General features: G+C 58.9%; 9 protein-coding genes. 1 reads left to right on the top strand and 8 read right to left on the bottom strand.

Annotated elements, in window-relative coordinates; all coding sequences use genetic code 11:
* Position 1: 1 nt before the first annotated feature.
* Complete coding sequence (locus ABLO27_RS26355) at positions 2-1,126, top strand: enolase C-terminal domain-like protein (RefSeq protein WP_353037085.1); 1,125 nt, start codon at positions 2-4, stop codon at positions 1,124-1,126.
* 60 nt (positions 1,127-1,186) lie between these two features.
* On the opposite strand, the gene ABLO27_RS26360 is transcribed toward ABLO27_RS26355, so the two are convergent.
* The 8 genes from ABLO27_RS26360 to lpdA all read right to left on the bottom strand — a co-directional run bounded on the left by ABLO27_RS26360 (position 1,187) and on the right by lpdA (position 12,870).
* Positions 1,187-3,241 (bottom strand): methyl-accepting chemotaxis protein, encoded by a 2,055-nt coding sequence (locus tag ABLO27_RS26360; protein ID WP_353037086.1) that lies wholly within the window; start codon positions 3,239-3,241, stop codon positions 1,187-1,189.
* A 278-nt stretch (positions 3,242-3,519) separates the two neighbouring features.
* Positions 3,520-4,935, bottom strand: coding sequence for an L-serine ammonia-lyase (locus tag ABLO27_RS26365; protein WP_353037087.1), 1,416 nt, complete (start codon positions 4,933-4,935; stop codon positions 3,520-3,522).
* 59 nt (positions 4,936-4,994) lie between these two features.
* Positions 4,995-7,850: an aminomethyl-transferring glycine dehydrogenase gene (gcvP, locus tag ABLO27_RS26370; protein ID WP_353037088.1), complete on the bottom strand. Its 2,856-nt coding sequence runs from the start codon at positions 7,848-7,850 to the stop codon at positions 4,995-4,997.
* A 12-nt stretch (positions 7,851-7,862) separates the two neighbouring features.
* On the bottom strand, positions 7,863-8,228 hold the full coding sequence (gene gcvH / locus ABLO27_RS26375) for a glycine cleavage system protein GcvH (protein ID WP_353037089.1): 366 nt from the start codon (positions 8,226-8,228) through the stop codon (positions 7,863-7,865).
* 119 nt (positions 8,229-8,347) lie between these two features.
* Positions 8,348-9,445 carry a glycine cleavage system aminomethyltransferase GcvT gene (gcvT, locus tag ABLO27_RS26380; RefSeq protein WP_353037090.1) on the bottom strand — a complete coding sequence of 366 codons (1,098 nt, stop codon included), beginning with the start codon at positions 9,443-9,445 and terminating at the stop codon, positions 8,348-8,350.
* 34 nt (positions 9,446-9,479) lie between these two features.
* Positions 9,480-9,893 (bottom strand): universal stress protein, encoded by a 414-nt coding sequence (locus ABLO27_RS26385; RefSeq protein WP_353037091.1) that lies wholly within the window; start codon positions 9,891-9,893, stop codon positions 9,480-9,482.
* Positions 9,894-9,957: 64 nt separating this feature from the next.
* On the bottom strand, positions 9,958-11,331 hold the full coding sequence (locus ABLO27_RS26390; RefSeq protein ID WP_353037092.1) for an alanine/glycine:cation symporter family protein: 1,374 nt from the start codon (positions 11,329-11,331) through the stop codon (positions 9,958-9,960).
* A gap of 144 nt (positions 11,332-11,475) precedes the next feature.
* A complete protein-coding gene (lpdA, locus tag ABLO27_RS26395) occupies positions 11,476-12,870 on the bottom strand; it encodes a dihydrolipoyl dehydrogenase (protein WP_353037093.1) in 1,395 nt (464 codons plus the stop codon).
* Positions 12,871-12,878 lie beyond the last annotated feature (8 nt).

Consider the following 12,878-nt stretch of genomic DNA (forward strand, 5'->3'; position numbering starts at 1 on the left):
GGTGAGCGACCACAAGATAGAAAGGATCCGGGTGCACCGGATCCTGATACCTGCAAAGGCAGTCCATTCCCACGGCAGTGGGGATGTCGCCGGCATCAATGTAGCCATCCTGGAAATCACCACGGACACCGGGATTACGGGCTGGGGCGAAGCCTCGCCCTGGCCGGTTTTCACCGGCACGGCGGAAGGCTGCGCAGCCGCGCTCCATGTTCATTTGCGGCCACACCTGATCGGCCAGGACCCGGTTCAGGTCGAAAAGCACATGTCCATGGCCGACAAGATCGTTGTCGGACACACCGAGGCCAAGGCGGCCCTGGAAATGGCGCTGCTGGACATCACTGGCCAGATTTCCGGTCTTTCGGTGTGCGAACTTGTCGGCGGCAAGATGCGCGACGACATGGGCATGAGCTTTTCCGTCGCCAATCCGGATTTTGACAAGGATCTGGAAGATGTTGCCACCATGTGGGACGACGGCGTGCGGATTTTCAAGTTCAAGACCGGGTTTGCTGGCCACAAGTTTGACCTGATGCGGCTTGAAAGGATGCGTGAGATCTACGGCGAGGAAGCCGATATCCGCATCGACTACAATCAGGGCCTGCTGGCGTATGATGCCGTGCGGTGCATTCGCGACCTGGAAGCGTTCCGCCCCACATTCGTCGAGCAGCCGGTCAAGATGCACGAACGTGAAGTTCTGGCGCATATTACCGACGTAATCGACACGCCGATCATGGCGGACGAAAGCGTGTTCGACCCCAAGGGCGCGCTCTACGGCGCCAGCATCAGGATGGCGGACATCTTCTCGCTGAAGATCATGAAGTCAGGTGGCATACGCCGGGCACTGGAAGTTGCTGCGATTGCGCGGGCAGCGGGTATCGAGGTCTATGGCGGGTGCATGTTCGAGACCGGTCTTGCCCATGCCGCCGGTGCCCACCTGATGGCCGCCGTCCCGGATCTCGTCCTGCAGTGCGAGTTCTATATGGCCACCTACTACGCTCAGGACGATATCCTGACCGAGGCGTTCCCGGTTCGAAAAGGCAGGGTTCACGTGCCGGAAGGCCCGGGCCTGGGGGTTGGAGTAGATCCTGAAAAACTTGCCAAATACGCCGTGTCCGCACCTCTGGGTTAAGGACCGCAAACGCGTTGGAAATATCAGGCGGACCCATAAGGGTCCGCCTGATGTCTTTTGTCAGCTTGCACGAACCTGCTGGATGAAATCGGAGACTTCGGTCTTGAGGCGTTCCGACTGGGTCGACAGCTCGTGCGAGGCGGACGTTACCTGGCTGGCTGCCGCACCGGCTTCCTGGGCGGCTTCGCTGACACCGGCGATGTTCTGGTTCACGTCGTTTGTGCCGACCGCGGCTTCCTGAACGCTTCGGGAAATCTCCTGGGTGGTTGCACCCTGTTCCTCCATTGCCGCGGCGATCGCGGTTGCGACATCGTTGAGGTGGGCAATCCCGCTGGTAATCTCGGACATGGAAGCGACCGCATCCTTGGTCGCCATCTGAACTTCCTCGATCTGGCGATTGATTTCCTCGGTCGCCTTTCCGGTCTGCCCGGCAAGTTCCTTCACTTCCGAGGCAACCACGGCAAAACCCTTTCCGGCTTCACCGGCTCGCGCAGATTCGATGGTGGCATTCAGGGCAAGCAGGTTGGTCTGTTCGGCAATGTCGGAAATAATCTTCACCACATCGCCGATCTTTTCGGCCTTGTTGGAAAGCACTTCGATCTGCTGGCTGGTGTTTTGCGCACTGTTGACCGCTTTCTGCGACGCTTCGGAAGCTTGCACCATTTGCCCGCTGATTTCACCGATGGACGTTGCCATTTCTTCAGCTGCGGAGGCAACGGTCTGAACATTCGCGGAAGCCTGTTCGGAGGCTGCCGCAACCGTTGCGGCCCGCCCACTCGCCTGATCCGAGACATTGACCATGGCTTCGGCGGTGGAGTTCAACTCGGCTGAGGCGGACGAGACCGTCTGGATGATGGAGCCGACTTTCTGGTCGAAATCGTCGGCCAACTGCTGCATCGTGTTGCGCTTTTCGGCCTCGGCGCGTTCGGCATCCTGAGCCTGGCGTTGCTCAAGTTCTACCTTCTGAACAGCGTTTTCCTTGAAAACCTGAACGCATTCGATCATCTCGCCGATTTCGTTGGAGCGCATTTCCGGCAGTTCGGTTTCCAGGTCACCATCCGCCAGGCGGGTCATGGCGGTTATCAGTTGCCGGAAGGCGCGATTGAGGCTCGTAATGATCACCAGCGCCAGAAGAGAGGCAATAAGCAGTGCGCCGAGGGCCTGCAGGATCGATTGCCACTCATGGTTCACGGCCTCGGCTTCCAAAGTGGCGAGATCCTTGATGAGACCGGCGCTCAAATCGTCTTCGATCGCCTTCAGACCGTTGATTTTTTTGGTGATGGTAGCGAACCAGGTATTGGCTGTCAGACCGTCGAAATCACCCGCCAGGCCACCAGCCATGATCAGGTCCCGCATCGCGGCGACTTCCTTTGCCGGCTGGCCGGTCATTACCTTTTCAAACAAGGCGGTCTGCTCGTCGGTCGCTTCGCTCAGAAACACGTTGTTGTAGGTGTCCTGCATGGAGATCAGCAGCTTGAACCGATCCATCAGTTCCGGAGTAAATGCACCGGCTGCGAGACCATTGGACCCGACAGCCCTTTCAATTCCTGCGCGTTCCTTGCCCTGCAGATAGTTTGCGTAGCCGAACAGGCGCCTGGTGACAGTTGGATCGGAGCTCAGTGACGTCATCGAACTGATGAGCGACAGGCTTTGCCCATTCAGACCGGTGAAATATCCAATTGCCTCCTTGGTAGGAATTGACAAGGTGTCGACCTCTCTGCGAACCGAATCCATTTTCTCGGTATTTCGCAGGATCTTGCGAAGATCGTAGGAGAAAGCTTTCCCGTAGACCGACTTGTCGAAGCTGCTCAGGTAGGTGTCGAGCGCTGCACGTTTTCCGTCGGTCAATTCGCGCTGTTCGGCCAATTCACGGACAAAACGCTGGCCGTTGCTTCCAAGGTAGACGGCTGTCGCCCCACGTTCCTTCTGCTGCTCGTGCACGAGAGCGCTGAGTTGAACCGAGAGACCGACAAGTTGACTGAGATCGCTCGTCTGCGAGGCAATCTTCACGTCGTTGAGAACACTTCGCCCGGCAAACAGCATCGTAGCGAAAATAGGGATGGCTGCGACCAGGACGATCGCATGCGAGATTTTCAGATTACGTAGCAACGACATAGGCTTACAAGCACTTTTCGGATTTGAATTCAGCACGTTTTTGGCGTGCGTCTGAAGGTCCAAGACACAAAAATCGCTTATATGAGCCGATGATTAACGAAGGCTGTAACTATGTTGTACGTAGTTTAACTTACCGCAGTGGTTGAGTAACCTTTCGTCATCTGAAAGTCGTACCGAGCACGTCTTTTAATGCGCTGATCTCTGCGGACTTAGAGGAAAGGTGTCTGTTGTTGTGCTGTTTACAGCATGGGCGCGTTGCTCGCAGCTGCGTCAATCTGTCAACATTCGGGCAGGTTGACCGCAAGTCCACCCAGGGAGGTTTCCTTGTACTTCTCGCGCATGTCCTGGCCGGTCTGACGCATGGTCTCGATGCAGTTGTCGAGTGGCATGAAATGCGCCCCGTCACCATGGAGCGCCAACGATGCTGCGGAAACGGCTTTGATCGCACCCATGCCATTGCGTTCGATACACGGAACCTGCACCAGCCCCTTGACTGGGTCGCAAGTCATGCCGAGATGGTGTTCCAGCGCGATTTCGGCGGCATTTTCGATCTGTTCATTGGTGCCGCCGAGAGCAGCGCACAGGCCCGCTGCCGCCATGGCAGACGCCGAGCCGACTTCCGCCTGGCAGCCGCATTCGGCGCCGGAAATTGAAGCGTTGTGCTTGATCAGGCCACCAATGGCAGCGGCAGTCAGCAAGAACGTATCGATGCCTTCACGTGTGCAGTCGACACAATGATCTCGATAATACCGGATAACCGCGGGAACGACGCCTGCAGCACCGTTGGTCGGTGAGGTCACCACCTGACCGCCAGCGGCATTTTCTTCGTTCACGGCCATCGCATAGACGGAAAGCCAGTCATTCACCGTGTGCGGCTGCTGTCGGTTCGAACCGCTCTGGCCTTGCAGACGCTGATAAATCCTCTTGGCGCGGCGCTTCACGCTCAACCCGCCCGGAAGCTCACCTTCCTGGGACAGGCCGCGTTCGATGCAGTTGTTCATCACATTCCAGATGGCATCGAGCTTGGAATTCAAGGCTTCAGCGCCAAGAACGGATTCCTCGTTGGCGCGTTTCATTTCGGCAATCGTCATCCCGGACGTCTTGCCCATCTGAAGCATTTCTGCTGCGGAGCCGAACGGATAGGGGTAACCGACGGCTTCCTTTTCTTCGTGCAGATCGACTTCGGGACCGTTCTCGGAGGCGATAAGTTCAGCCTCAGTCATCACGAAGCCGCCGCCGATCGAATAATAGGTATCGGCAAGCAGAACCTCGCCGTTTTCGTCCAGTGCGTTCAGCTTCATGCCGTTGGCGTGGAGCGGCAGCGCCGGGCCGAAGTCGAAAATCAGATCGTTGTCGGGATCAAACCGGACCTTTCCGCACCCCGCAATTGTGAGGGTGGAGGTCTCGTACAGGTGCTTGAGCCGTTCTTCGGCCAGATCCGCATCCACGGCATCCGGTCTGAAGCCAAGCAGACCCAGCATAACGGCCCGGTCGGAAGCATGGCCTTTTCCGGTGAACGCAAGCGAACCGTGCAATGATGCGGTTATCCGGGAGACTGAACCGGGGTCAAACCGGCCGTTTTCTCCGCTGGACAGGCGGTCGAGGAAGTCAACCGCTGCCGTCATCGGTCCCATTGTGTGGGACGACGATGGCCCGATGCCGATCTTGAAAATATCAAAGACGCTGAGAAACATGGCTTCAGGCTCTGTCTGGTGTGCGGCGCCCCGGTTGGGGCGCCACGCATTGTTTCAGGTCATTCCGCGGCTTCCGCGTAGTCCGACATCGGCGGACAGGTGCAAACCAGGTTCCGGTCGCCGTAAGCGTTGTCAACCCGGTTGACCGGTGACCAGTACTTGTCGACATCCAGAGACCCGGCAGGATAGCAGGCCTGCTCGCGGCTGTAAGGACGGTTCCACTCGCCAACAAGATCGGCCACTGTGTGCGGCGCGTTCCTCAACGGGTTGTTTTCCGCATCCATCTTGCCGTCGATGATGTCCTGCGCTTCCGCGCGAATGGACAGCATCGCATCGCAGAACCGGTCCAGTTCTGCCTTCGGCTCGGACTCGGTTGGTTCAACCATGAGCGTTCCGGCAACCGGCCAGGACATTGTCGGAGCGTGGAAGCCGTTGTCGATCAGGCGCTTGGCGATGTCGTCAACGCTGACGCCGGCGCTGTCGGCCAACGGACGCGTGTCAAGGATACATTCATGCGCCACCCGTCCGGTTTCGGACGTGTAGAGAATATCATATCCTTCTTTCAGGCGTGCCGCGATGTAGTTGGCATTCAGGATCGCAACCTTGGTTGCCTGAGTCAGGCCGTTTCCTCCCATCAGCAGGACATATGCCCAGCTGACCGGCAGGATGGAAGGCGATCCGAACGGAGCTGCGGACACCGGTCCGACGGTGGATCCGTATTCCGGGTGACCCGGCAGGTAGGGCTCCAGATGCGCCTTGACACCGATCGGGCCCATGCCTGGGCCGCCGCCGCCATGCGGAATGCAGAAGGTCTTGTGCAGGTTCAGGTGGCTGACGTCGCCGCCGATCTTGCCCGGTTGGACGAGACCGACCATGGCGTTCATGTTCGCGCCGTCGATGTAAACCTGACCGCCATGATCGTGAGTGATCTGGCAGACTTCCTGTACCGTTTCTTCAAACACGCCGTGCGTCGACGGGTAGGTGATCATGCAGGCAGCGAGATTGTCAGAGTGTTTCTCCGCTTTTTCGCGGAAGTCTGCAATGTCGATGTTGCCGTGATCATCGGATTTGACAGGAACCACCTTGTAGCCAACCATCTGCGCGGACGCCGGATTGGTGCCGTGTGCGGAGGTCGGGATCAGACAGATGTCGCGATGCCCTTCGCCGCGCGCCTTGTGGTAGTTGCGAATGGTCAGAAGACCCGCATATTCACCCTGCGCACCGGAGTTCGGTTGCTGGCTGATGGCGTCGTAGCCGGTGATCTGGCAGAGCTTGTCGTTCAGATCCGCGATCATCTCGTAATACCCGGCAGCCTGATCTTCAGGCACGAACGGGTGCAGGTTGGAGAATTCCGGCCAGGTGACGGGAATCATCTCGATGGTCGCGTTCAGCTTCATCGTGCACGAACCCAGCGGGATCATTGCACGGTCAAGCGCCAGGTCGCGGTCCGCCAGGCGGCGCATGTAGCGGGTGATTTCCGCTTCCGCCCGGTTCAGGTGGAAGATCGGGTGGGTCAGATACTCGCTTTCGCGCAGTGCGTGCTGCGGCAGGCGGTATTCCCGGTTTGCCTCGCTGTCGTCCTTCATGTTGCCGCCGAAGGCACGCCATACGGCTTCAATGGTTTCCGGACGGGTCTGTTCGTCGAGCGAAATTCCGACGCGGGTTTCGCCGACCTTGCGCAGGTTGATGCCATTGGCAACACCGGCATTCAGGATGACACCCTGGAGTGCGCCGACTTCGACGGTGATCGTGTCGAAGAACACTTCCGGCTGGACTTCAAAGCCCAGGGACTCAAGTCCCTTGGCCATCCGGGACGTCTTGCGGTGCACCGACTGGGCAATCGCCTTGATCCCATCCGGACCGTGGTAGACCGCGTACATGGAAGCGATGACGGCCAGAAGCGCTTGCGCGGTACAGACGTTGGAGTTGGCCTTTTCACGGCGGATATGCTGCTCGCGGGTCTGCAGGGCAAGCCGGTAGGCTTTCTTGCCGCGGCTGTCGACGGAAACGCCGATGATGCGGCCCGGCATGGAGCGCTTGAAGGCGTCCTTGCAGGCCATATAGGCAGCGTGAGGGCCGCCGAAGCCCATCGGAACACCGAAACGCTGGGTCGAGCCGACTGCGATATCGGCGCCCATTTCACCCGGTGATTTCAGCAGCGCGAGTGCCAGCGGATCTGCGGCAACGATTGCCAGGGCCTTGTTCTCGTGCAGTTTCTCGATCAGGCCGGTGAAATCACGGACGTGACCGTAAGTGCCCGGATACTGAAAGATCGCACCGAAGACCGCGGCCGGATCAAGGTCGTCCGGATTGCCGACGATGACTTCGATCCCGAGCGGTTCCGCGCGGGTCTGAATCACCGCGATGTTCTGCGGATGACAGTTTTCATCCACGAAGAAGGCATTTGCCTTCGACTTCGCCGAACGCTTTGCCATGGTCATGGCTTCAGCGGCAGCAGTGGATTCGTCAAGAAGCGACGCATTTGCGATGTCCAGACCGGTCAGGTCGGAGACCATGGTCTGGAAATTCAAGAGTGCCTCGAGACGTCCCTGGGAAATTTCCGGCTGATAAGGCGTGTAGGCCGTATACCAGGCAGGGTTTTCCAGAATGTTGCGCAGGATCGGGGCAGGCGTCGTGGTGCCGTAATACCCCTGACCGATCAGGGAGGTCAGAACCTGGTTCTTTTCTGCGACTTCACGCATGTAAAACAGGGCATCACGTTCCGACAGGCCCGGTCCGCCCCAGTCAAGCGCATCCTTCTGACGGATGGACGGCGGGACGGTCGCGTCAATCAGGTCGTCGAGGTTGTCGAAGCCGACAACCTTCAGCATCTCTTCCATTTCGGAAGGAGACGGGCCGATATGCCGGCGATTGGCAAAATCGTAGGCCTGATAGGTGGTTAGTTCAAATGGCATTTCTGCGCTCCTTTAGGCGATAAAGGACTTGTAGCCGTCAAGATCCATCAAGTCGTTAAGCTGGGAGGTATCGGACAGCTTGATCTTGTACAGCCAGCCATCGCCTTCCGGGCTTTCGTTCAGCTTGGCAGGGTTATCGGCCAGCGATTCGTTGGCTTCCACGATCTCGCCGTCGACGGGCGCATAGATTTCAGATGCAGCCTTGACCGACTCGACCACGCCGATCTCGTCGCCTTTTTCGAAGGTGTCGCCGCCGTCTTTCTGTTCGACATAGACGATCTCGCCAAGCTGTTCGGCAGCATGTGCGGTGATCCCTACGGTAGCGGTGTCGCCTTCAACGGTGATCCATTCGTGTTCTTCGGAATAATAGGTGGTCATGTCGGTCTCTCCCTGATGACTGCGTCCCCGTCCTTTTGGTTTACCGGCTTGGCGGTTCGGAGACGCTTAAAGACAATGAGTTAGAGCATTTGAGCGATTTAGCGAATACGGGAAATGCTCTAGCGCTTGTAATTTTGCTGCACAAACGGCAGCGACACGATTTCAGCAGGCTGAGCCTTGCCCCGGACCATGAGGTTGACCTTGGTGCCGGGTTCCGCCTGAGCGGTGGCAACATAGCCGAGAGCGACCGGACCACCCACGGTCGGGCCGAAACCGCCGGAAGTGACAGTGCCGATGCTTTCGCCTTCCAGGCTCTGTACTTCGACACCCTGACGGGCCGGTGCACGGCCTTCCGGCTTGATGCCGACCAGCTTGCGCGACGTTCCTTCCGCAATGTCACGCAGGACGCGATCGGCACCCGGGAAACCGCCTTCTTCACGGCGACGCTTCTGGATCGCCCAGTTCAGTGAAGCTTCGATCGGTGACGTGTCGTTGTCGATGTCGTTGCCATAAAGGCACAGGCCGGCTTCCAGTCTGAGGGAGTCGCGTGCGCCAAGTCCGGCCGGTTCGCAGTTTTCATCGGCAAGAAAGGCGCGGGTGACCTCAACGGCCTTATCCTGCGGAATGGAGATCTCGTAGCCATCTTCTCCGGTGTAACCGAGGCGGGAGATCCGGCATTCAACGCCGTTGATGTCACCCAGCATGGTTTCCATGAATTTCATGTCGCGGGCTGCGGGACAAAGCGCGCCGACAACGTCTTCGGCCTTCGGGCCTTGAACCGCGACGAGCGCACGGTCGAAAATCTCGGTGACCTCGACGCCGTCGAGGTGCTTGGCCATGTGCGGAATATCCTGGTGGCGCATGGAAGCATTCACGACCACGAAGAAATGGTCGCCGGCGTTGGAGACGATCAGGTCGTCCATGATGCCGCCGTTCTCGTTGGTGAAGAAGCTGTAGCGCGCCTTGCCTTCCTTCAGGGCCGTGAAAGCCTGCGGGCAAATCGTTTCAAGCTTCTCGGCGACATTTTCGCCCTTGAGGATCACCTGGCCCATATGGCTGACGTCAAACAGAGCGGCCTTTTCCCGGCACTGCTTGTGTTCCCCCATAATGCCCATGGGGTATTGCACCGGCATTTCCCAGCCGGCGAAGTCGACCATCTTGCCGCCGAGTTCGACATGCAGATCGTAGAGCGGGGTGCGTTTGGGGGCGTCAGCCATGTTCCCGGTCCTTTCTTTTCAGATTATTTGGGGGTCAGTTACGCACAACCATGACCGTACAATGCGCGTTGCGCACGACACGGGCAAGATTGGGACCGATTTCGTAGTTCGGGAAGTCGCCTTCCGCGGAAGCCATCACGATCAGGTCGGCGCCTTCCTTGTGGGCGAATTTGAGGAGTTCGCGATAGACGCTGCCTTCTTCGATATGAACGGGCACGTCCGCCGCATTGTTGGCGGACAGGATCGCGGCAATCTTGTCGCGCACGAAATCCTTGGCACCGGAGCCATAGCCGGCCGGCAGGTTGGGCAGCTGAATGATCTCGGGAATGACGGAAATGGCGTGCAGCTCGGCACCGTAGAACTTTGCCTGTTCCAGGGCCAATGGCAGCGCCTTCTTCCACGAATTTTCATCCGTATGGTCAATCGGCAAAAGAATCTTTGTGAACATCAGTCATCTCCAGAATATGGGATGTCGGGATGGGAGGGCCGGGGTGCGGCCCTCCCGTGGTCACTTATTCCGCAGGGCTCGTCCCACCTTCTTCCGTCGCACCGTTGGAAGCGAAGAACTCCCTGGTGAGCGTGAAGACGACCGGGCTGAGCAGAGCCAGAGCGATCAGGTTCGGGATGGCCATCATGGCGTTGAGCGTATCGGCCAGCAGCCAGATGAAGCCGAGATCTGCGGTCGCACCGAAGTAGATCATCACGATCCAGAGGATGCGGTAGGGCATCAGGGCACGGTAGCCGAAGAAGAACCCGACGCACTTCTCGCCGTAGAACGACCAGCCCAGGATGGTGGTGAACGCGAAGATCGACAGCGCGATCGCGATCAGGTAGCCACCGATGCCCGGCAGAGAGGTTTCGAACGCCAGGGACGTCAGGGCCGCACCCGATTCACCACTTGTCCAGGCACCGGAGCTGATGATTGCAAGACCGGTGATCGAACAAACGATGATCGTGTCGATGAACGTGCCGAGCATCGCGACCAGACCCTGGTTGACCGGGCCCTTGGTGGAAGCGGCAGCGTGAGCGATCGGAGCGGAGCCGAGGCCTGCTTCGTTGGAGAAGACGCCGCGCGCGACACCGAACCGGATCGCCGCCCAGACAGCTGCACCTGCAAAGCCACCCTGTGCAGCGGACGGGGTGAAGGCATAGGTGAAGACCAGTTCCAGCGTTTCGATGATCTGACCGGCATTGATCAGCAGCACCAGCAGACCCGCAACGATGTAGCTGACAGCCATGAAGGGAACCAGCTTACCGGCAACAGCGCCGATGCGGGTGATGCCACCCAGGATGACCGCTGCGGTCAGGACCATCAGGACGACGCCGGTCACGGACGGGTTGAGGCCGAAGTTGGCGTCCAGAACGTGCGCCACACCATTGGCCTGTACGCCGTTGCCGATACCGAAGGCCGCGATTGCGCCGAACAGGGCGAAAGCCCAGCCGAGCCAATGCCAATGGGAAGCGAGGCCGTTCTTGATGTAATACATCGGGCCGCCGACAAAGTTGCCCAGCTCGTCGGTCTCACGGTATTTCACCGCGCACACGGCTTCTGCATATTTGGTGGCCATGCCGACAAGAGCGGTCATCCACATCCAGAAGAGCGCACCGGGACCACCGAGAAAGATCGCCGTTGCCACGCCGGCGATATTGCCGGTACCGATGGTGGCCGAAAGCGATGTCATCAAGGCGTTGAACGGGCTGATCTGACCTGCGCCCTGACTATGACGTCCCTTGAACAGCAGACCGAAGCCCGTGCCCAGACGCAGGATCGGCATGAATTTCAGGCCGACCTGCAGGAAAAAACCGACGCCAAGGATGAGAACCAGCATGAGCGGCCCCCACACAACGCCATTAATGGCCCCTACGATACTGTCTAACGCTTCCATGGTTTTCCTCCCAATGCGTTTAGGTTCATGCTCTGAAAACCATCACCATGCGGCGTGGTCGAAACAGAGCGACGAATTCTTCAAACTCCTCAACCGGCCAGGTTGAACATGGTGGAGTGAAGTCGGTTGTTGTTCGCCGATGCCTCAAGCGTGGATTGCGCGGCCGAGCGCGTCAAGACATGCTTCCTTGACGGCCTCGCCCATCGCCGGGTGGGCATGACAGGTTCTGGCGACCTCTTCCACGGTGGCGCCCTTGGTCATGGCCAGCACCAGTTCCGCGATCAGGTCACCGCCATGGGCGCCGCAAATATGAGCGCCAAGCAGTTTGCCGCCGGGTGACGCCAGTACTTTGACGGCACCATCGGTTTCGCCCGTCGAACGGGCGCGGCTGTTGGCCATGAAGTTGAATTTGCCGCTGATATACTCAGTACCAGCTTCTTTGAGAGCTTCCTCGGTCACGCCGACGGAGGCCACTTCCGGGTCGGTGTAAACGACGCCCGGAACGGTGTTGTAGTCCACGTGACCATGCTCACCTGCAAGCATCTCGACACAGGCGACACCGTCTTCTTCCGCCTTGTGGGCAAGCATCGGACCCGGAACACAGTCGCCGATGGCGTAAATGCCTGGAACAGATGTCTGGAATGCGTCATCGACGTCAATGAAGCCGCGACCGTTGACCTTGACACCGAGCGAGTCCAGTCCGAGGCCGCGTGTCACCGGACGACGGCCGATCGCCACAAGAACCTTGTCGGCCTCAAGCGTTTCGGCGACATCCTTGCCAACGCGCTCCAGGGACAGGGTCAGACCGTCAGCGCCCCGTTCGATCCCGGTGACCTTCCGGCCGAGCTGAAACTTGAGACCACGCTTCGAAAGTGCCCGCTGCGCCAGCTTGGCGATCTCGCCGTCAATTCCTGGCAGGATCCGGTCGAGATACTCAACCACTGTCACTTTTGCACCGAGACGCGACCAGACTTGGCCGAGTTCGAGACCGATAACGCCTGCTCCGATCACCGCAAGGTGCTGAGGCACCTCTGAGAGGGCCAACGCTCCGGTGCTGCTCAGGACATCGGTTTCATCGATCTCGATGCCGGGAAGCGGGGTCGGCTCGGAGCCGGTCGCAATCAGGATGTTTTTCGCGGCAAGCATGGTCTCGCCGTCGCCGGTGGCAACGCGCACCTGACCTGCCTCGGGAATTGAAGCCCAGCCTTCGACCAGCTCAACACCGTTTTTCTTGAACAGGAAGGCAATGCCCTTGGTCAGGTCACCGACAACCTTGTCCTTGCGTCCCATCATCGCGCCAAGGTCGAGCGATGTGCCTTCCACGCCGATACCATGGGCCGACAGATGGGACAGTTCCGCATATTTGGCTGACGAGGTCAGCAGAGCCTTGGAGGGAATGCAGCCCACATTCAGGCAGGTTCCGCCAAGAGAGCCGCGGCCTTCAACACAGGCAACGCTCAAGCCCAGTTGCGCAGCGCGGATGGCAGCCACATAGCCGCCCGGGCCGCCGCCAATGACGACAAGGTCAAAGTTTTGCATTTGGATCG

The sequence above is a fragment of the Roseibium sp. SCP15 genome, assembly GCF_040329435.1.
GTDB lineage: Bacteria > Pseudomonadota > Alphaproteobacteria > Rhizobiales > Stappiaceae > Roseibium.